Consider the following 19,562-nt stretch of genomic DNA (forward strand, 5'->3'; position numbering starts at 1 on the left):
TTGGCCGCTGACTTAGTGAGACTTACGAACCCGCAGGTACCACTCTGCAAGCAGGCGTACCTGTTTCTCCGTGTAGCCTCGATCGACCATTCGCTCGACGAACTGCTTGTGCTTCTTCTGATCTTCCTGACTGGCTTTCGGGTTGAAGGAAATAACCGGCAGCAGGTCCTCGGTGTTCGAGAACATTTTCTTCTCGATCACACTGCGCAGCTTCTCGTAACTGAGCCAGGACGGGTTGCGGCCCTGGTTGTTGGCCCGCGCCCGCAGGACAAAGTTGACCACCTCGTTGCGGAAGTCTTTCGGGTTGCTGATGCCGGCCGGCTTTTCGATTTTCTCCAGTTCGTCGTTGATGGACGAGCGGTCGAGAATCTCTCCGGTTTCGGGATCCCGGTATTCCTGGTCCTGAATCCAGAAGTCGGCGTAGGTGACGTAGCGATCAAACAGGTTCTGGCCGTATTCGCTGTAGCTTTCCAGGTACGCGGTCTGGATTTCCTTGCCGATGAACTGGACGTAGTGCGGTGCCAGGAATTCCTTGATGAAACGAAGGTAACGCTCCTGAACCTCTGGGGTGTATTGCTCCTGTTCGATCTGTTTTTCAATCACATACAGCAGGTGCACGGGGTTGGCTGCCACTTCTGCGGTATCGAAGTTGAACACTTTCGACAGGATCTTGAACGCGAAGCGGGTGGACAGGCCGTCCATGCCTTCGTTCACGCCCGCGGCATCCCGATATTCCTGAATCGACTTGGCCTTGGGGTCGGTGTCCTTGATGTTCTGGCCGTCGTACACGCGCATTTTCGAGAAGATGCTGGAGTTTTCCGGTTCCTTGATCCGGGAAAGCACCGAGAACTGGGCCAGCATGTCGAGAGTGTCGGGGGCGCAGGGGGCACCGGACAGGGAGCTGTTTTTAAGCAGCTTCTTGTAGATCTCGATCTCTTCGGTAACCCGGACACAGTAAGGCACTTTCACGATGTAGACCCGGTCCAGAAACGCCTCGTTGTGCTTGTTGTTGCGGAAGGTCTGCCATTCCGATTCGTTGGAGTGGGCCAGGATCACGCCGTCAAAGGGCACCGAGCCCATGCCTTCGGTGGTGTTGTAGTTGCCTTCCTGGGTCGCGGTCAGCAACGGATGCAGCACTTTGATCGGTGCCTTGAACATCTCGACGAATTCCAGCAGGCCCTGGTTGGCCTTGCACAGGCCGCCGCTGAAGCTGTACGCATCGGCGTCGTCCTGGGAGAAATCCTCCAGCATCCGGATGTTGACCTTACCCACCAGGGCGGAGATGTCCTGGTTGTTGTCGTCGCCGGGCTCGGTCTTGGAGACCCCGATCTGGTCCAGTACCGAGGGGTATTTCTTCACCACCTTGAACTGGCTGATATCGCCGCCGTATTCATGCAGTCGCTTGACTGCCCAGGGCGAAATGATGGTTTGCAGATAGCGGGAGGGAATGCCGTATTCCTCTTCCAGGATCTGGCTGTCCTCCGCAGGATCAAATAGCCCGAGGGGCGATTCGTTCACCGGCGAGCCCTTGATGGCGTAGAAGGGCACCTTCTGCATCAGGGCCTTGAGTTTTTCCGCCAGGGACGACTTACCGCCGCCAACCGGGCCGAGCAGGTACAGGATCTGTTTCTTTTCTTCCAGGCCCTGAGCGGCATGGCGGAAGAAAGACACAATGTTTTCCACGGCTTCTTCCATGCCGTAGAACTCGGAGAATTCAGGGTATCGCTTGATAACCTTGTTGGAGAAGATGCGTGACAGGCGATGGTCACGGGAGGTGTCGACAAGTTCTGGCTCGCCAATGGCAATTAACATTCGCTCAGCGGCCGTGGCATAGGCCGTTGGGTCCTTTTTGCAGATCTCCAGGTATTCCTCCAGGGTGAATTCTTCTTCCTGGGTACTTTCATACCTGTTTTTAAAGTGCTGCATGATGGTCATAGATGGCCCCTCGCTTGCTCTCTTATAATCGACTCTCAGTTCACGCAATATCCCCGTTGCATCGGTTCCGCCTGTGAGGCGGTCTATATAGTTATGGGTGGAAGATATGGATACATACAAGCCGCCCGGCAAATACTGAGCTGCGGCCGCCTGCTTAATTTGAGCTTAGTTCACGCTCGAAAAATAGGACAGTGGGGAAGTGGTTAAGGTTCATTAAATTGTGTTACCGGGGGGGGTGGCTGGAGCGAAAGGGGTGTCTTTGTGTGACCGCTTGTTGAAACTCGCTTTGCTCAGACAAACAAGCGGTCACACAAAGACACCCCTTACACTCCGATCACGTGTTGGGCGTGGGTCGGGGTGTTGGGCCGGGGTGTAAGGGGGCGGAATAGAGGGTTATTTCTTGGTTAGGCGAAACACGCTTTCGGTGGCGCCGGCCAGGCCTTTGCGTTTGGTGAAGGGGTGGTCTTTGGCCAGGGTGTTGGTGACGATGTGTTCGATGGTGTAGTCCGCCGAGTAGAGTTCCTGCACTTCCTCGTCGCTGACGTTGAACGGCGGGCCTTTGATTTCGGTGTCGTAGTCGAGGGTGATCAGCAGGATCTTGGTGTCATCCGGGATGATCGCAGTGAGGTGTTCCACGTAGCTCCTGCGCATGTGAGGGGGCAGGGCGATCAGGGCAGCCCGGTCGTACACCAGGCGAATGTGTTTCAGGTCAGCCGGGACCAATTGGAAGAAGTCGCCGCACCAGAGTTCCAGATTGTCGTGCTTGAAGGTGGTGAAGGGTTCACCCGGGTGTACTTTGGCTTTCTCGCCGCCTTCTTCGAAGAAGTCCTTGCAGGCGACTTCGCTCAGCTCGACGCCGATCACCGGATGACCGCGGTCGTGCAGCCACCACATGTCGTGGGCTTTACCACACAGTGGGACAAAAACGGCGCTGGCGGCCTTGCCGGCCAGTTCTGGCCAGTGATCATAGAGGTACTGGTTAACGGTGCCCTCGTGAAAGCCGATTTCCTCTTTCGCCCAGCGTTCATGCCAGAACTCGTGATCCATGGTTTTCTACTCCCTCTGGTTTGGACGTTTGCTCCAGTCTACCCTAATCTTTGCCTGTCTTGATTCAGGAGAAAAGTATGAAAGCAGTATTCCTTGATGCCGATACACTGGGCAACGATATCGATCTCGCTCCGATAGAGCGTATCACCGGAGATCTGGTTAAACACGGTAAAACGGCGCCGAATGAGGTGGTTGGCCGTATACAGGGCTTCGATACGGTGATCGTCAACAAGGTAGTGCTCAGCCGGGAGCATTTCGAGGCCTGCCCCGAGCTAACCACCATTGCGGTGGTAGCCACCGGGACCAACAACATTGATAAGGAAGCTGCCCACGACCACGGCATTCGGGTACTGAACGTGACCAATTACGGCCGCTCCACGGTCGCCCAGCACACCCTGGCGTTGATTCTCGCGCTGGCCACCCGGTTGCTGGATTACGATCGGGATGTGCGGGCTGGTCGCTGGGGCAAGAGCGATATGTTCTGCCTGATGGATCATCCAATCATGGAACTCGAAGGTCGCACACTGGGCATTCTGGGCTATGGCGATCTTGGCAAAGGGGTGGTCGAACGGGCCAAGGCTTTCGGTATGAACATTCTGGTGGGGGCGAGGCCCGGTCAGCCTGCTTCGGAGGTGGACGGCTACCCGCGCCTGCCCCTGGATGAGCTTCTGCCACAGGTGGATGTGCTGTCACTGCACTGCCTGCTTACCGAAGACACCCGTAACCTGATCGGTGCTCGTGAGTTGAAAATGATGAAAAACGACGCCTTGCTGATCAACACCAGCCGCGGCGGACTGGTGGACGAACAGGCGCTGGCGGATGCCCTGAGATCGGGCGAGATCGGTGGTGCCGGATTTGATGTGTTGACGGAAGAGCCGCCCCGGAACGGCAACCCGTTGCTGGCGGACGATATCCCTAACCTGATCTTGACCCCTCATTCGGCCTGGGCAAGCCGTGAAGCGCGACAGAGGATTGTCGATATTACGGCGCGTAATTTGTCAGCCCCGGTATAACCGGGGCTTTTGCATTCCAGGGAGCGGGCTCAGTATTTCCAGCCGATGCTGGCGGAGGCACCAACCTGGTACATCTCCAGAGTGATTGTCTGATCGGCCGCCAGTGGGTTGGGGCCAGAGACTTCTTTCGTCGGCGAGAAGAACGCCATTCCGGAAAGCTCCAGATTCTCGCTGAAGTTGTGGGTGAGGCCACCGGTGAAGTGCCATTCCTGCAGTCCCGGAGCGAGGATGTTGAACAGTACGTCCTCATCGGAAATCGGGCTTTCGCCGTAGCTTACGCCTGCTCGCCAGGCGTTCTTCTGGTTCTGTTGCCACTGCCAGCCCAGCTTGACGATGGTCATGTCATCCCAGCCAAAACCAGCGCCCTGGTCGGCACCCAGCGGTGCTGTCATCAGGTTAGGCAACAGTGGGTTACCGACGCTGTTCACTTCGCTGTATTTAATATGCTGCACGTCCAGAAGGATCCAGTGATCCTGAATGCCGGACCAGGCGATGCCGGCGTTGAACATCTGCGGAATGTCGAAGTCACCCTGTTCGGCGAACAGGCCCTGGTATTGGTCGAATTCTTCCATTTCCAGGATGTTGCGCCAGCTTACGCCGCCTCTGAGGGTGTCGGTGATTTCGCCCTGCCAGCCAATCTGAAAGCCGTAGCCCCAGGCGTCATCGTCGCCGTTGTTCGATACGGCACTGGGATCAGACGAGAAGTCGCCGAAACCCTGCAGGCCTCTCGCCTCGAAGCGCTGGTAAGCAATGACCGGGGAAATGCCGAAGGCCTGGTTTTCGGAGAATTCCCAGGACCAGGTTGGCGCGATGAACAGCTGTTCCAGGTTCACGCCGGTGCGGCCGCCATAGAACGGGCCACCTTCTTCGCCGGGGTATTCGGTGTTCATACCACCGTTAGCAAACACCGAAACGCCAAACGCGGTGGTGTCGGACAGCTTGCGGTTAAAGCCGAGGTGCGGGATGACAAAGCCATCGCGGCTGCTCTGGTAGTTGCCCGGGGCCAGGGGAAACATGTCGTCTTCTTGCGGGTTGCCTTCTACCGAGTATTCCCGCCGGGGCGAGAACGCCTCAAGGCCACCGTCAACTCGGTTGCCGATGAAGGCCATGCCAGCCGGGTTAGTGGCTGCTGCAATGCTATCCTGAGACAGGGCGCTTCCGGCGCCGGCCATACCTTTATTGATGGTGCCGTATCCATGGCTGAAATAACCGTTGGTCGCCAGGGCGGAAGCTGGAACGAAAGCCGTGATTGCGACTACTGCTAGGCTAAAGCGCATAGATGAACACCTGATGGTTAATGTCAGTCAAATAGGTGGCGCTGTTTTACACAAGAATCCTTATAAGAGAAAGTGATTAAAGGTAATATTCTTATAATTCTGGAGCTCGAGCCTCGCAAATGCCCGGTAATCGGCCATACTCTGTTACGGCGGGTATCTGCCTGATAATCTGTACAAAACTTTTCATTGCAGGACATTGAGTGGCTTCTTTCCAATTTAGAGAACGGCTTCAGGCGGCAGAAGACTGGATTCTTGCTAACCCCAACCCACCGCGTAGCTGGCCCTGGACCTGGCTGTATAAGGCAGGCCGTTCGGTCTATGCGCTGGCCCGGGATGTCATCAGTGGCCAACTGACCCTGCATGCCATGAGTTTGGTGTACACCACGCTGCTCAGTATCGTGCCGCTGCTGGCGCTGAGTTTCTCGGTGTTGAAGGCACTGGGTGTTCACCAACGCATGGAGCCCTTCCTGTTCCAGTTTTTCCAGCCCATGGGGCCGCAGGGAATCGAATTGGCGGAGAAAATTCTGGGCTTTGTGGACAACATGAAAGTTGGAGTCCTTGGTTCCGTGGGTCTGGCGTTGCTGGTCTACACAGTGGTCTCGCTGCTGCAGAAGATCGAGCGTTCGTTCAACATGATCTGGCGGGTGCCCGACATGCGCTCGATGGCGCAGAGGTTCAGTAACTACCTCAGTGTCATCATGGTGGGGCCTTTGCTGATGGTGTCCGCCATCGGTGTCAGTGCCACCATTTTCTCCTCTACCTTTGTTCAGACTCTGATCGAGATTGAACCTTTCGGCTCACTGATCCTGGTCGTCAGCCGGTTTACCCCGTTCTTCCTGGTGGTCGGTGCCTTCACCTTTGTCTACATCTTCATGCCGAACACCCGCGTGAAGCTTCGCTACGCTTTTGTTGGCGGCCTGGTTGCAGGGGTATCATGGCAGGCGGCGGGTATGCTGTTCGCGTCATTTGTGGCCGGTTCTGCCAAGTACGCGGCCATCTACTCCAGCTTCGCCATCGGCATCATCCTGCTGATCTGGACTTACCTTAACTGGATGATCCTGTTGTTGGGCGCCAGTCTGGCGTTTTATCTGCAGAACCCAGGCTCGGTCGCCAAGCGTCGGCAGGTTCAATTGGCGCCGGAATTACAGGAGAAGGTGGCGTTGGCGTTGATGTGGATGGTGGCGAAGCCCTTCGCTGATGGCGAACCTGCGCCCCAGCAGGAAGTGTTGGAGCATCGCTTGAGTGTGCCTGGTGAAGTGACACGGGGCGTGAGTGACAAGCTGATTCGCGCTGGGTTGTTGTCATTAGCGGGGCGCCAGGGTGATCAGCTGGTTCCTGGCCGGTCGCTGGATGGCATTTCCATTGCCGACGTGCTCAGGGTGGTCCGTCGCGACGAGGATCGGGTGGTGGACAGGTTGCCGCTTGATCTTCCTTTTGACCTGCTGCATGGCGAGGAAGAGCGATTGACCACGCCCTTCTCCGATCTGCTGAAAACTGGCAAGACGATTCAGCAAACCATGACAGATGTGGAGCAGGATCCGGTGTCACAGTCGGGCGGGTGAGCGTCCCTCATCACGCAGCATCGCCAGCAGCGATTCCCGTACCAGTTTGATTTGCTGCGGGCTCAGTTGTACTACGTTGGGCAGGTCGTCCTCAGCCAGATTGCGCTGGTTGGCGTGGCGAAGTACCTCTCGGGTGCCGATGATGATGCCATCATTTAACGGCGTGTGGTCCTGTCTTGGGGCTGGCCGTTCAGCCGCCAGCAACAGCGCGCTGAACCGTGGCGGAAGGTTCCAGGCCTTGGCCAGTAGCTGGCTGGTGGACCACTGGTAGCGCGTCATGGCCTGCCGGATCAGCGCGGGGGGCGGGGCGGTGTTTTGTTGCGCACGGCAGATTCGCTGCAGCTCCCGGAACAGGGTGATGTAGGCGAGCGCCGGCAGAAGCCCCGCCATGAAGTGGGCACTGGTGTCGGCGTTATGGAACTTGGCGATCTGCTCGGAGGCGCGTGCACAGGAAAGGCCCCAGCGCCAGACTCGCTTGGCAAACAGTGCTTCAACACTGTTGCGCGCTGCCATCATGGGTCGCATCACAGCCGCAGACACCACATTTCGAATACCGTCGATACCGAGCAGGAAGACCGCCTGGTCGATCGACTCGATGATCTTGTCGCCGTGGCGGAAAAAGGGACTGTTGGCCACCTGCAGTAACTGATCGGTCAGGCCCGGATCCCTGAGGATGATCTCGGTCACATGCTGACGGGCGGTGGACTCATCGGCCAGGGCTCTTAGCAGCATCGGGAGGCTTAGCGGTTGCCGGGGCAGCTCATCTAACTGGTCTTCACTCAGGCGATGCTCCAGTTCACCCAGAATCTCCGAGGCATGCCAAGACTCTCCGATCAGTGCAGAGGGCTTGGCATCCAGCAGCCAGCAAAACAGATGCTCCTCCAACTTGCGGGTCAGTTCTAACCCGTTCTCAAGATTGTCGTCGTTGCTTTGCTCTTTGGCTGGGTTGATCAGTCGCGCTTCCGGTAACACCGGTGTTAGCGGTTGTGGCGATGAGAATAAACTCGAAATCCAGGAAAGAAAGCCTGGCATCCATTGCCTCCGAGCCAATCGGTCTTAAAAGTTACGTACCCTTTCACAGGCAGTATAGTCGGCGATCAGAGGGTTGCCACAGTAGATCGCCAGTATGAACCGGGCGCCGTCCTAAAAAGCGGTCTGGCCGAATACGAAAACCAGCTGGCAAAAGCCCGCAGCCATACCGAGAAAGGCGCCGACAAGGATCAGTTTGATTTCGTCTTCCTGGAAGCAGGGCCTGAGCAGGTCCTGGAACTCTTCTGAGGACAGGGCGATCATCCGCTCGACCATGATCGATTCGACCGCCCGGGCCCGGTCCTGCTCGAATACCGGGTTGTCGAAAGAGGTCTGGGAGATCTCAATGGCCTTTTCCCCAACCTGTTTCTTCAGGGTGGCGAAGCCGGTGGGTCCAAAGGCCACCTGGGTCAGCGCCTTGCCCATGCCGGCAGTTTCATCCACCAGTGGCTTGATGTGTTTTTTTACCATGTTGCGGGCGCGGTCACCCTTGGGGCCGTTCAGTATGGCGTTAATAATGTTACCGACGGTCAGGATTTCGTGGGTGACGATATGACAGAAGGATTCAGCTACCGCCGGCTGGCGTTTGAGGAAGAGTCCCTGTAGCCGGAATGGGCCCACTTTCTTTGGCTGCAGTGGGCGGAAAATGACGTTCAGGGCAATCCAGTTGGTGGCCCAGCCTACCAAAAGGCCGAAGAACGGCAGTACCCACCAGCTCTGGTAGAAGTACCAGACGGTCATTTGGATCAGGCCGAACAGGAAACCGAAGTAGAGGCCGGAGTTGATGATGAAGCGGAACTCGACTTCACCACATTCCAGGAAGATCCGGTTCAATAGCTTTTTGTCGCTGGCCAGTCGCTCAATGACCATGCCTTTGATGTCGAGCAGGTCTTCGATGTTCGCCGAGATATCCTCAACGAGATTGTCGACCAGTTGGGGTGTCGATTTCCGCACTCGGTCGTACACCATGTTGCGGGCCGAGGCCGGCAGGTTTTCCCAGAAGGTTGGGTATTCCCGCAACATCATCTCGTCCACATATTCTTCGATGCGGCTGTCTACCGAATGAACGATGTGGGTGGCGAGGACTTTCGGGTCAATCTGCTGAAAAATTTCGTTAACGGTGCCGATCTTGGAGATGGTGGCATCGACACTGATGGCGGCCATTTTTCGGGCTTTTGAGGGGATTATGCCTTGCCAGCCCAGTAGTGGCGGCTTGCCGATGAATTCCAGCGGGAAGAAGGTCATCTTGATGGCGAGCCAGTTGGTAGTCCAGCCAATTAGCGCCGCGATGATGGGAATGCTGAGGTATTGCCAGAATTCAGGGGTGGTGAACAAGCTTGTCATCCGCTACTCGCTGTTGTTCGTGGTTGTTGCCATTGAGCAAACAACCCTCTGCAGAGCTATTTCCAAAACCCGCTCAAGCACGTCCATGTGGCGCTTGAGCTCCGCCATCCATGGCTCCGCACAGTTTTGGAAATAGCTCTGCAGAGGGTCGTCCAGGCGTGAGTGCTACCCTCGCCAGTCAGCGATAATGTTGTTCGCAGTGAGTACTGTCAATGACTTGGCTGCCGAAAGGTGGCGGGCAGTGGGGTTGTGAAGAGTCGTCAGACTTTGCTTCCGACATCGCCCCACAACCACTGGCACAGGGCCATGGCCGCAACGGGGGCGGTTTCGGTGCGTAAAACCCGGGGGCCGAGAGCGACGGGCAGGAAACCGTCTTGCTCGGCGAGGGTGATTTCATCTGCTGACAGGCCGCCTTCCGGGCCGATCATCAGGGCAACTCGGCCGGGCTTGGTCATGGCGCTCAGGGATTGTTCGGTGCGGTGGTGCAAAACCAGCCGGGCGTCGCAGTCGCGGCTGTGTTCCAGCCACTGCTGAATCGTCATTACCGGCAGGATGTCGGGAACCCGGGCCCGGCCGCATTGCTCCGCCGCGCTGACGGCCACCGATTGCCAGTGGCGCAGGCGTTTGTCTTCCCGGTCGCCTTTGAGTTTTACCTCACAGCGTTCGGTGGTCAGGGGCACGATGCGGGTGACCCCCATTTCCACGGCTTTCTGCACCGCGTAATCCATGCGGTCGCCCTTGGAGAGGGTCTGGCCCAGTACGATTTCCAGGGGAGATTCGGTGGCGTTGGGTTCCGGGGTGCCCACCCGTACTTCCACCTGTTTTTTGCCAGCGGTTGTAATGGTGGCCGGGTAGTCTTGGCCGTCGCCGTTGAACAGGCGCAATTCCTGGCCTGGCTGCATGCGCAGCACCCGTCCGACGTGCTGGGCGGCGTTGTCGTCCAGCTCGGTTGTCCCGCCTTCACTGAGTGGCGAGTCGGTAAAGATTCTGGGGATGCGCATGCCTGTCTTTCCTGGTCAGTCCCTAACGGCGATATCGATGCCTTCGGTCGCGACCTGGGCCAGATGGCGAATCTGGTCTTCGGTGATGACGTAAGGCGGCATGAAGTAAACCACATTACCCAGGGGGCGAAGCAAGGCTTCGCGTGTCAGTGAATGCTGGTATACCCGCACGCCGCGTCGTTCCTGCCAGGGGAAAGGGGTTTTCGAGGCTTTGTCCTTGACCATTTCCACAGCCAGGGTCATGCCGTGCTGGCGGATGTCGCCCACGTTAGGGTGGTCGGCCAGGTGCGCCACCGACTCGGCCATGCAGGCGGAGAGTCGGCGGTTTTGTTCAATCACGTTGTCATCGCGGAAGATATCCAGGGTGGCCAGTGCCACGGCACAGCCGATCGGGTTGCCGGTGTAACTGTGCGAATGCAGGAAGGCTTTCAGGGTTTCGTAGTCGTCGTAGAAGGCGTTGTAGACGTCATCGGTGGTCAGTACCACGGACAGCGGCAGGTAGCCCGCGGTCAGGCCTTTCGACAGGCACATGAAATCCGGGGTGATGCCGGATTGCTCGCAGGCGAACAGGGTGCCGGTGCGGCCAAAGCCTACCGCGATTTCATCAGCAATTAGGTGCACACCGTAGCGGTCACAGGCTTCACGCAGTTTGGTGTGGTAGATCGGGTGGTGCATGCGCATGCCGCCGGCGCACTGGATCAGCGGCTCGACGACCACGGCGCAGATTTCGTTGTGTTTTTCGGCCAGCAGCTTGTCCATGGCTTCAAACTGGCGCAGGGCATAGGCTTCGTCGGTCTCGCCGGCTTCCTTGTTGAAGGCATCCGGTGAGGGTGCGGTCAGCACTTCCATCAGCAGCGGCTGGTAGGTGTCCTTGTACAGGGCTACGTCGCCCAGCGCCAAGGCGCCCAGGGTTTCGCCATGGTAGCTATTGCTCAGGTTGACGAAGTTTTTCTTGCCCGGTTTGCCCTGATTCTTCCAGTAATGAAAACTCATTTTCAGGGCTGCTTCAATGGCAGACGAGCCGTTGTCGGCGTAGAAGCACTTGTTCAGGCCTTCCGGGGTCACTTCAATGAGTCGCTCCGAAAGATTCACCACCGGCTCGTGGGTGAAGCCTGCCAGGATCACGTGCTCCAGTTGGCCGATCTGTTCCTGAATGGCAGCGTTGATTCGCGGGTTGGCGTGGCCGAACAGGTTGACCCACCAGGAGCTGACCGCGTCGATGTAGCGGTTGTTCTCAAAATCTTCCAGCCAGACGCCTTCGCCCCGTTTGATGGGGACCAACGGCAGGGTTTCATGGTCTTTCATCTGGGTGCAGGGGTGCCACACGGATTTGAGGCCGCGGGCGACGAGATCGGCGTTGCGCATGGTGTATCTCCGGTCAGACTGTCGGGTTCGGGTAGATCGGCTGTTAACCTTGGCGAATATTACAGTTAACGGCGCCGCCTGACCACCTTGCCAGAGGCCTCCGACCTGCCGGCCAATGCGGGCGTTCCGGTGGCACTGGACAATCCGGTAAATCTTAATAGGAGGTCGTGATGGAGATTGAGCTGACACACCCATACGAGTCGGGAGTGAATGACGTGCTGGGCACGTTTTTCAGCCGAGACCGGGTACTCGAGAAAAACACTCGGGAAGGGTCCCGCAACGTCAATGTCCGGGAGCTGGTTTTGGATGAGGCCTCGGCCAGGATTGTCATCGAACGGGAGGTCACCAGTTCCACCGACGTACCGGCGATACTGGCCAGTTTTCATCGGGAATGGAACCAGGTTAGCCAGGACGAGCACTGGTTCCGCAAGAACGAAGACGAGTGGCACTGCGAGTTCCGGGTGCGTATCGACGGTGTGCCGGCGAAGATCCGAGGCATGATGAGGCTGAAGGGTGACAGCAAGACCTGCACTAATCAGGTCAGCCTGAAGGTGCGAAGTGATCTGCCGCTGGTCGGTAAGAAAATTGCCAAATTCCTGGCCGAGGATTCCCGCATCAAGATTGAGGAAGAGTACCAGGCCACGCGCCGGCTGCTGCAACAGGATTGAACGGTGCCCATAAAAAAGCCCCACCAATGAGGCGGGGCTTTTCTGCGAGCGTTGAACGCTGGCGTCAGTGCGCCAGTACCCGCGACAGGAATGCCTGGGTGCGTTCGTTCTGGGGGGTGTCGAACACATCGTCCGGCTTGCCCTGTTCCACGATCTGGCCTTCGTGAATGTAGATCACGCGGTCGGCCACTTCCCGGGCAAAACCCATTTCGTGGGTAACCACCATCATGGTCATGCCCTCTTTGGCCAGTTCACGCATAACGTCCAGCACTTCACCGATCATTTCCGGGTCCAGTGCCGAGGTGGGCTCATCGAACAGCATCAGCCGCGGTTCCATGGCCAGGGCGCGGGCGATGGCCACGCGCTGTTGCTGGCCACCTGATAGCTGGCTCGGATACTTGTCGGCCTGGTTGCCAATGCCGACGCGGTTCAGCAGTCGCTCGGCGGTGGCGGCCGCCACAGTCTCGGAGGTGTCCTTGACCTTTTTCGGGGCCAGCATGATGTTCCTTTTCACCGTCAGGTGCGGGAACAGGTTGAACTGCTGGAACACCATGCCGACTTCCTTGCGGATTTCGGCCAGGGATTTCGGGTTGCCGCTCTTGGGTGCAAGCGGATGCCCGTCCACCGTCAGGTGACCGGATTCAAACTCTTCCAGCCCATTAACGCAGCGGATCAGGGTGGACTTACCCGAGCCGCTGGCCCCGATGATCACCACCACTTCACCTTTGGCAACGGTCAGGTCGATGTCTTTCAGGACATGCAGACTGCCGAAGTACTTGTTCATGCCCTTCATTTGTACGATATCAGTCATGATCAGCGTTCCTTCAGACAGAGGCCAGTCCACGCCGCTCAACAAGGCGCAGGATCAGGGATAGCGACAGGGTAATGGCGAGATACATGATCGCGACCACGAAATACACCTCAAACGCCGTGAAGGTATTGGCAATGTAGATCTGGCCCTGGCGTACTAGCTCGCCGACACCAATGACTGAGAACAGTGAGGTGTCCTTGATGCTGACGATGGCCTGGTTGCCCAGTGGCGGAATCATGCGGCGGAAGGCCTGGGGCCAAACGATAGACCAGAAGGTCTGGGTACGGGACAGGCCCAGTGACAGGCCGGCTTCGGTCTGGCCCTTATCGATGGACTGCACGCCACCGCGAACCACTTCCGAAATGTAGGCGCCGGAGTTCAGGGCAATTGCTGCGATACCGGCAGTCAGGGGGTCGATCGGGCCGCCGATCAGATCGGGCAGGCCGTAGAAGATGAACAGCACCTGCACCAGAATCGGCGTGCCACGGAAAATTTCGATGTAGGCCGTGGCCGGCCAGCGCAGGAACCATTTTTTGTTGATGCTCAGCAGGCCAAAAAAGATGCCCAGGGCAAAACCAATCAGCAGGCCGCCAAACGAGATCAACAGGGTGTAGGGTATACCCTCAAGAAGAAAAGGGATGGAGTCGATGGCAGCTTGCCAGTCGAACTGAAACTGAAATTCCACAGTGAGAATCTCCGCAGGGGGTGACAGTCAGGAACAGCCGGGGTGGGGGCACCCCGGCTCAGGGAATCGAACCGTGTAGGTCCGGTTGCCCTTACATGCCTTCCGGCATCGGGCCGAACCATTTTTCGTAAATGGTCTTGTAGGTGCCGTCTTCCTTCATGGAAGCCAGAGCGGCGTTCACTTCGTCCACCCACTCGCTACCGTCTTTGAGCGCGATACCGTATTGCTGGCCTTCGTACAGCTGGCCAACCGTTTTCACTTTGCCTTCACCCTTGGTGCGAGCAAAGTAACCGACGTTCGGCGCGTCGTAGAACACGACGTCAATGGCACGGGACATCAGCGCCATGTACATGTCGGAGCTGCCGGGATAGGGCGTTACGCCGTCGTCCTGCTCAATGTTTTTCATCAGGTAGTCATAGCTGGTGGAGCCGATCTTGGTACCGATCTTCTTGCCTTCCAGGTCTTCCAGGGCCTTGATGCCTTCTTCACCTTCGCGGACCAGGATGCGCAGACCGGAGTCGTAGTACGGGTCAGAGAAATCGACGATCTGCTCGCGCTCTTCGGTGATGGTGATGCCGGCGATGGCAATATCAACGTTGCCGGTTTGCAGTGCGGGGATGATGCCGTTGAAATCCATGGTGTTCAGATCGATTTCAAAGCCGGCACGCTTGCCCACCTCGCGGATAATTTCCATATCGAAACCGATCATCTCGCCGGTTTTCTGATCCATCATCTCGAACGGGACGAAGCTGGGGTCGGTCACTACGCGCAGGGTCTCTGCGCTGGCGGTCCCAGCGGCAACGGTGAGTGCCAGGCTAGCGCTAATCGTTTTCAGCCATTTAGTGCTCATGCTTTCTCCTTTCGCTTTTATTAGTGCTCCTTTCGCCTGGTGGGCGAGCCGGACGCCACGGCTGATGGCCGTGGTTGACGGGGAGCAATTTGGGAACTGCATCCTGTACACCTTAGCTTATCGCCAAAGGAATTTCAGGAAATCAAATGCTTGGAGGATAGGGGGTGAGTTGGCAATAGTCTGTAGATAGTTTGTAGGGTAGTAAGAAGCGGTCAGGGCAGGTACCCCGACCGCTAACTGGAATTCAGAAGGAGATTTTTTCCCGCTCGCTGACCCCGAGGTTTTTCCAGATGCTGAGGCTGGGCTCGGCCTGGTTCAGGGTGTAAAAATGCAGCCCCGGCGCGCCGGCCTTGAGCAGCTTCTCACACATGTCAGTGACCACTTCTTCGCCAAACTTGCGGATGCTGTCGCTGTCATCGCCGTAAGCTTCGAGCTGCTTGCGGATCCAGCGCGGGATTTCAGCACCGCACATGTCTGAGAACCGTACCAGGTTGGAGAAGTTGATGATGGGCATGATGCCCGGCACCACCGGAATGGTGACGTCCATCTTCTCCAGACGGTCGATAAAGTAGAAGTAACTGTCCGCATTGAAGAAATACTGCGTGATGGCGCTGTTGGCGCCGGCCTTCACCTTGCGGGCAAAGTTCTGCAGGTCATCTTCGGCACTGCGGGCCTGAGGATGAAACTCCGGGTAGGCGGCCACCTCCAGGTTGAAGGTGTCGCCGCTGTGCTCGCGGATAAACTCCACCAGTTCATTGGCGTAGCGCATCTCACCGGCCGCACCCATGCCCGAGGGCATGTCACCCCGGAGGGCAACAATGCGGTTGATGCCGTTTTCCTTGTACACATCCAGCAGCTCGCCGATTTCCTGGCGAGTGCCCCCAACGCAGGAAAGGTGGGGGGCGGTGGATATGCCCTGCCTGTGCAGGTTAAGCACGGTCTCAATGGTGCGGTCCCGGGTGGAACCGCCGGCACCGAAGGTGACCGAGAAGAAATCCGGGTCTACCTCGGCCAGCTTGTTACGCACAGTCTGGAGTTTTTCCTTGCCCTGGTCAGTCTTGGGCGGGAAGAACTCGAAACTGAAGCGACGCTTGAACTGTTTCTGACTTTCCATGCTGCCGTCCGATCAGTACTTGTAGCTTTCTGGCTTGTACGGGCCTTCGACCGGTACACCGATGTATTTGGCCTGCTCCGGGGTCATCTTGGTGATCACGCCACCAAAACCTTCGACCATGGCACGGGCCACTTCTTCGTCCAGGTGCTTGGGCAGAACCTGCACATACACGCCCTTTTCACGGGCATCTTCCGGCAAGTCAGCAAACTTGCGCTCGAACAGGTGCATCTGCGCCAGGACCTGGTTGGCGAAGGAGCCGTCCATGATCCGTGACGGATGGCCGGTGGCGTTACCCAGGTTCACCAGACGACCTTCAGACAGCAGAATCAGGTGATCGTTGGCGGCTTTATCGCGATACACCACGTGCACCTGCGGCTTCACTTCGTCCCATTCCCAGTTCTTGCGCATAAAGGCGGTATCGATCTCGTTATCGAAGTGACCGATGTTGCACACCACAGCGCCAGACTTCAGAGCCTTGAGCATGTGCGAATCGCACACGTTCATGTTGCCGGTGGTGGTGACCAGTAGGTCGGTGTTCTGCAGCAGATCGCGGTTAACGCCGGCTTCGGTGCCGGTGTTTACGCCGTTGATGTACGGCGAGACCAGCTCGAAGCCGTCCATGCAAGCCTGCATGGCACAGATCGGATCCGCTTCGGTGACCTTCACGATCATGCCTTCCTGACGCAGGGAAGCGGCGGAGCCCTTGCCCACGTCACCGTAGCCAATCACCAGCGCTTTCTTGCCGGCCATCAGGTGGTCGGTGCCGCGCTTGATGGCGTCGTTCAGGCTGTGACGACAACCGTACTTGTTGTCGTTCTTGGCCTTGGTAACGGCATCGTTCACGTTGATGGCCGGTACTTTCAGGGTGCCGTCGCGCAGCATTTCCTGCAGACGGTGCACACCGGTGGTGGTTTCTTCGGTAACGCCGTGGCAGTTGGCCAGGATTTCCGGGTACTTCTCGTGCAGCAGGGCCGTCAGGTCGCCGCCGTCATCCAGGATCATGTTCGGCTGCCAGCCATCCACGTCGGCACCAACAGTGCGCTCAAGGCACCAGTCGTATTCTTCATCGGTTTCGCCTTTCCAGGCAAAGACCGGAATACCCTGCGCGGCGATGGCTGCGGCGGCCTGGTCCTGGGTGGAGAAGATGTTGCAGGAGGACCAGCGGACATCCGCGCCCAGCTCAATCAGTGTTTCGATCAGCACGGCAGTCTGGATGGTCATGTGGATGCAGCCCATGATGTTGGCGCCTTTAAGCGGCTGCTCGGTCTTGTACTTCTCGCGCAGGGCGATCAGGGCCGGCATTTCGCCTTCGGCGATCTTGATTTCCTTGCGACCCCAGTCGGCCAGGGAAATATCACGGACTTTGTAATCGTCAAAATTCTTAAGCTGTTCTGCGGGAGTGCTCATGGTGTTCTCCTGTCAGTCATGTCTTAACTTGGGCGTATGCCGTCTGACATACGCCCGAAATTGGTTTAGATACCAGCGGCGTCTTTCAGTGCAGCCGCGCGGTCGGTTTTCTCCCACGGGAACGCGGTAAAGGTCTTGCCGCCCACGGTCATCTCGTACGGCTCGCGACCAAAGTGGCCATAGGCCGCGGTGGCGCGGTACATCGGGTGCAGCAGATCAAGCATGTTGGTGATCGCGTAAGGGCGAAGATCGAAGAGCTCGCGCACCAGCTGGATGATCTTGTCGTCGCTGATCTTGCCGGTGCCAAAGGTGTTCAGAGAGATAGAGGTAGGCTGCGCCACGCCGATGGCGTAGGACACCTGGATCTCACACTTGTCGGCCAGGCCGGCGGCCACAATGTTCTTGGCGACGTAGCGGCCAGCGTAGGCCGCGGAACGGTCAACTTTGGACGGATCCTTGCCCGAGAATGCGCCGCCACCGTGACGAGCCATGCCGCCGTAGGTGTCGACAATAATCTTGCGTCCAGTCAGGCCGCAGTCGCCTACCGGGCCACCAATCACGAACTTGCCGGTCGGGTTAATGTGGAACTGGGTATCCTTGTGCAGCAGTTCGGCGGGCAGGGTGTGCTTGACCACCAGCTCCATCACCGCTTCTTTCAGGTCCGCCTGGCTGACGTCTTCGTCGTGCTGGGTGGACAGAACCACGGCATCAATACCGGCTACCCGGCCATTTTCATAGCGGCAGGTAACCTGGCTCTTGGCGTCCGGGCGCAGCCACGGCAGCAGGCCGCTCTTACGGGCCTCGGCCTGGCGTTCCACCAGACGGTGGGCAAAGGTAATCGGTGCCGGCATCAGCACGCTGGTTTCGTTGCTGGCGTAGCCGAACATCAGGCCCTGGTCACCCGCGCCCTGATCTTCAGGCTTCTGGCGGTCAACGCCCTGGGCGATGTCCACGGACTGCTTGCCGATGATGTTGATGACGCCACAGGTGTCGCCGTCGTAGCCCACGTCGGAGGAGGTGTAACCAATGTCCTTGATGACGCCACGCACCAGGTCTTCCAGGTCGACCCACGCGCTGGTGCTGATTTCACCCCCCACGATGGCCACGCCCGTTTTGACCATGGTTTCGCAGGCGACGCGGGCGTGGGGATCTTCGGTCAGGATGGCATCCAGTACCGCATCGGAGATCTGGTCGGCCAGTTTGTCCGGATGGCCTTCGGAGACCGACTCGGAAGTGAAGATGCTGTAATCAGACATAAGGTTGCTCCTTTGTGAGCGATTCATAATCGTGCCGGTGTCTGTCGCGGGACCGATACCGGCGGTCGTGTTGTTGATTTTGCTTGGTGTACGTACTACTACGTACGCCAATATCAAAGTTTTTTGATATTCGCTGATGCGGGCTCGGATTACGGCTAATCCGTGGTCTTCCAGAATTCCCGGACCTGCACCTGAAATCCGTTCCGCAGGCCGATGAACAGTTGCTCGCCCGCTTTTAGTCCTGCCTCTGCAGCCCAGGCGGTCAGCTCTTCCGGCTCAAAACCGAGCCAGAGATCACCGCAGTTTTCCTTGGCCCAGTCCTGATCGTGGCTGCACAGTTCGCTGATCACGAAGCAGCCGCTGTTATTCATCAGTGCGGCCGCGTCCAGGAAGATGTCGGCCGGGCTGGGCACGTGGTGCAGCACCATGTTGGCAACCACCAGATCAAAGGCATCGCCCCGGGCCAGCAGGGTGTCGGTGACGCCCTCAATCAGGTCAACATTGTTCAGCCGCTGATCGATGCAGGTGCGGGTGGCCTTGGCCAGCATGTCCCGGCTGTTGTCCAGGGCGACGACATGACCGGACAGCTCCGACAGCACTTTCAGGAACGCACCTTCACCCGGGCCAATCTCCAGGGTGGTCTGCCACGGTTGCCGAACCGCACGCTTACGCAGCAGCTCCGTCACCGGATTGGCGTAAAGGTCGAAGGCCGCAATCAGTTCCTGCTGCTCGCGGAACTGGTCGGAATGTCGGGCAAAAAATACCTGGGACTGGTCAGCCCGCTGGGTCCGGATGGCATCAATCTTCGCCTGAAGGTGTGACGGCAAAGGCACCTTGTCGACGGTTTCAAAGATCTGGCGGATGGTCTGATCCGTCAGTTTGTCGCTATCCAGGTGCAAGGGGCGGCGGTAAAAGATGGCGTTGCCCTCGCGCTGGGGCTCTAGCAGGCCGGCCTTGTGCATCACCTTTAAATGGTGGCTCATGCCGGACTGGCGCATGTCGAACAGTTGGCTCAGCTCCAGTACGCCAAAGGTGTCCCGGCGCAGCACGCGCAGAATCTCCAGGCGCAAAGGATCCCCGCTTGCTTTGAAGATCGGGGCCAGGGCGTCCACAGAGGACTTTTCATTCGCGTGCGTGGTCAGGGATGTCATGGTTGGGAAGTGTAGGCGGCTTCGAGTGGTCATTCAATAGCCATATC

General features: G+C 57.9%; 17 protein-coding genes. 3 read left to right on the forward strand and 14 right to left on the reverse strand.

Going from position 1 to position 19,562, the window contains the following annotated elements:
- Nucleotides 1-12 precede the first annotated feature (12 nt).
- On the reverse strand, nt 13-1,935 hold the full coding sequence (locus FCS96_RS03890) for a PrkA family serine protein kinase (protein ID WP_138438902.1): 1,923 nt from the start codon (nt 1,933-1,935) through the stop codon (nt 13-15).
- A gap of 393 nt (nt 1,936-2,328) precedes the next feature.
- Complete coding sequence (tmpT, locus tag FCS96_RS03895; protein ID WP_138438903.1) at nt 2,329-2,982, reverse strand: thiopurine S-methyltransferase; 654 nt, start codon at nt 2,980-2,982, stop codon at nt 2,329-2,331.
- 77 nt (nt 2,983-3,059) lie between these two features.
- On the opposite strand from tmpT, the gene FCS96_RS03900 reads away from it, so the two are divergent.
- Nucleotides 3,060-3,995, forward strand: a complete 936-nt coding sequence (locus FCS96_RS03900; RefSeq protein WP_138438904.1) for a D-2-hydroxyacid dehydrogenase — start codon at nt 3,060-3,062, stop codon at nt 3,993-3,995.
- A gap of 29 nt (nt 3,996-4,024) precedes the next feature.
- Here the strand turns inward: FCS96_RS03900 and FCS96_RS03905 are convergent, their stop codons facing one another.
- A complete protein-coding gene (locus FCS96_RS03905) occupies nt 4,025-5,272 on the reverse strand; it encodes an OmpP1/FadL family transporter (protein WP_138438905.1) in 1,248 nt (415 codons plus the stop codon).
- Between the two features lie 200 nt (nt 5,273-5,472).
- Here FCS96_RS03905 and FCS96_RS03910 point away from each other — a divergent pair, with 200 nt between their 5' ends.
- On the forward strand, nt 5,473-6,834 hold the full coding sequence (locus tag FCS96_RS03910) for a YihY/virulence factor BrkB family protein (RefSeq protein WP_138438906.1): 1,362 nt from the start codon (nt 5,473-5,475) through the stop codon (nt 6,832-6,834).
- Here the strand turns inward: FCS96_RS03910 and FCS96_RS03915 are convergent.
- The 4 genes from FCS96_RS03915 to FCS96_RS03930 form a co-directional block, all read right to left on the reverse strand.
- Entirely contained in the window at nt 6,817-7,866 is a 1,050-nt protein-coding gene (locus FCS96_RS03915; protein WP_138438907.1) for an HDOD domain-containing protein, read from the reverse strand. The genes FCS96_RS03910 and FCS96_RS03915 overlap by 18 nt on opposite strands.
- 111 nt (nt 7,867-7,977) lie before the next feature.
- Nucleotides 7,978-9,207, reverse strand: a complete 1,230-nt coding sequence (locus tag FCS96_RS03920) for a DUF445 domain-containing protein (protein WP_138438908.1) — start codon at nt 9,205-9,207, stop codon at nt 7,978-7,980.
- A 260-nt stretch (nt 9,208-9,467) separates the two neighbouring features.
- Complete coding sequence (locus FCS96_RS03925; RefSeq protein ID WP_138438909.1) at nt 9,468-10,208, reverse strand: 16S rRNA (uracil(1498)-N(3))-methyltransferase; 741 nt, start codon at nt 10,206-10,208, stop codon at nt 9,468-9,470.
- A 15-nt stretch (nt 10,209-10,223) separates the two neighbouring features.
- Nucleotides 10,224-11,573, reverse strand: coding sequence for an adenosylmethionine--8-amino-7-oxononanoate transaminase (locus FCS96_RS03930; protein ID WP_138438910.1), 1,350 nt, complete (start codon nt 11,571-11,573; stop codon nt 10,224-10,226).
- A 170-nt stretch (nt 11,574-11,743) separates the two neighbouring features.
- Here FCS96_RS03930 and FCS96_RS03935 point away from each other — a divergent pair, with 170 nt between their 5' ends.
- Nucleotides 11,744-12,241, forward strand: a complete 498-nt coding sequence (locus FCS96_RS03935; protein ID WP_138438911.1) for a DUF2505 domain-containing protein — start codon at nt 11,744-11,746, stop codon at nt 12,239-12,241.
- A 64-nt stretch (nt 12,242-12,305) separates the two neighbouring features.
- Here the strand turns inward: FCS96_RS03935 and FCS96_RS03940 are convergent, their stop codons facing one another.
- The 7 genes from FCS96_RS03940 to FCS96_RS03970 all read right to left on the reverse strand — a co-directional run bounded on the left by FCS96_RS03940 (nt 12,306) and on the right by FCS96_RS03970 (nt 19,515).
- Nucleotides 12,306-13,052, reverse strand: a complete 747-nt coding sequence (locus tag FCS96_RS03940) for an amino acid ABC transporter ATP-binding protein (protein WP_138438912.1) — start codon at nt 13,050-13,052, stop codon at nt 12,306-12,308.
- 13 nt (nt 13,053-13,065) lie between these two features.
- The gene (locus FCS96_RS03945; protein ID WP_138438913.1) at nt 13,066-13,737 is read right to left on the reverse strand and encodes an amino acid ABC transporter permease; all 672 of its coding nucleotides are present in this window, start codon (nt 13,735-13,737) and stop codon (nt 13,066-13,068) included.
- 91 nt (nt 13,738-13,828) lie between these two features.
- Nucleotides 13,829-14,587 (reverse strand): transporter substrate-binding domain-containing protein, encoded by a 759-nt coding sequence (locus FCS96_RS03950; protein WP_138438914.1) that lies wholly within the window; start codon nt 14,585-14,587, stop codon nt 13,829-13,831.
- A gap of 244 nt (nt 14,588-14,831) precedes the next feature.
- On the reverse strand, nt 14,832-15,701 hold the full coding sequence (gene metF / locus FCS96_RS03955) for a methylenetetrahydrofolate reductase [NAD(P)H] (protein ID WP_138438915.1): 870 nt from the start codon (nt 15,699-15,701) through the stop codon (nt 14,832-14,834).
- 12 nt (nt 15,702-15,713) lie between these two features.
- A complete protein-coding gene (ahcY, locus tag FCS96_RS03960) occupies nt 15,714-17,108 on the reverse strand; it encodes an adenosylhomocysteinase (protein WP_138438916.1) in 1,395 nt (464 codons plus the stop codon).
- 65 nt (nt 17,109-17,173) lie between these two features.
- Nucleotides 17,174-18,364 carry a methionine adenosyltransferase gene (gene metK / locus FCS96_RS03965; RefSeq protein WP_138438917.1) on the reverse strand — a complete coding sequence of 397 codons (1,191 nt, stop codon included), beginning with the start codon at nt 18,362-18,364 and terminating at the stop codon, nt 17,174-17,176.
- Between the two features lie 155 nt (nt 18,365-18,519).
- On the reverse strand, nt 18,520-19,515 hold the full coding sequence (locus FCS96_RS03970; protein WP_138439639.1) for an ArsR/SmtB family transcription factor: 996 nt from the start codon (nt 19,513-19,515) through the stop codon (nt 18,520-18,522).
- Nucleotides 19,516-19,562 lie beyond the last annotated feature (47 nt).

Origin of the sequence: Marinobacter alexandrii (genome assembly GCF_005871205.1) — a bacterium.
Lineage (GTDB): Bacteria > Pseudomonadota > Gammaproteobacteria > Pseudomonadales > Oleiphilaceae > Marinobacter > Marinobacter alexandrii.

Coding starts and splice junctions, on each gene's coding strand:
- FCS96_RS03935 (WP_138438911.1), top strand. CDS start 11,744: ATGGAGATTGAGCTGACACACCCATACGAGTCGGGAGTGAATGACGTG.
- FCS96_RS03915 (WP_138438907.1), bottom strand. CDS start 7,866: ATGCCAGGCTTTCTTTCCTGGATTTCGAGTTTATTCTCATCGCCACAA.
- FCS96_RS03900 (WP_138438904.1), top strand. CDS start 3,060: ATGAAAGCAGTATTCCTTGATGCCGATACACTGGGCAACGATATCGAT.
- FCS96_RS03890 (WP_138438902.1), bottom strand. CDS start 1,935: ATGACCATCATGCAGCACTTTAAAAACAGGTATGAAAGTACCCAGGAA.
- metK (WP_138438917.1), bottom strand. CDS start 18,364: ATGTCTGATTACAGCATCTTCACTTCCGAGTCGGTCTCCGAAGGCCAT.
- ahcY (WP_138438916.1), bottom strand. CDS start 17,108: ATGAGCACTCCCGCAGAACAGCTTAAGAATTTTGACGATTACAAAGTC.
- FCS96_RS03940 (WP_138438912.1), bottom strand. CDS start 13,052: ATGACTGATATCGTACAAATGAAGGGCATGAACAAGTACTTCGGCAGT.
- FCS96_RS03930 (WP_138438910.1), bottom strand. CDS start 11,573: ATGCGCAACGCCGATCTCGTCGCCCGCGGCCTCAAATCCGTGTGGCAC.
- FCS96_RS03905 (WP_138438905.1), bottom strand. CDS start 5,272: ATGCGCTTTAGCCTAGCAGTAGTCGCAATCACGGCTTTCGTTCCAGCT.
- tmpT (WP_138438903.1), bottom strand. CDS start 2,982: ATGGATCACGAGTTCTGGCATGAACGCTGGGCGAAAGAGGAAATCGGC.
- FCS96_RS03925 (WP_138438909.1), bottom strand. CDS start 10,208: ATGCGCATCCCCAGAATCTTTACCGACTCGCCACTCAGTGAAGGCGGG.
- metF (WP_138438915.1), bottom strand. CDS start 15,701: ATGGAAAGTCAGAAACAGTTCAAGCGTCGCTTCAGTTTCGAGTTCTTC.
- FCS96_RS03950 (WP_138438914.1), bottom strand. CDS start 14,587: ATGAGCACTAAATGGCTGAAAACGATTAGCGCTAGCCTGGCACTCACC.
- FCS96_RS03920 (WP_138438908.1), bottom strand. CDS start 9,207: ATGACAAGCTTGTTCACCACCCCTGAATTCTGGCAATACCTCAGCATT.
- FCS96_RS03970 (WP_138439639.1), bottom strand. CDS start 19,515: ATGACATCCCTGACCACGCACGCGAATGAAAAGTCCTCTGTGGACGCC.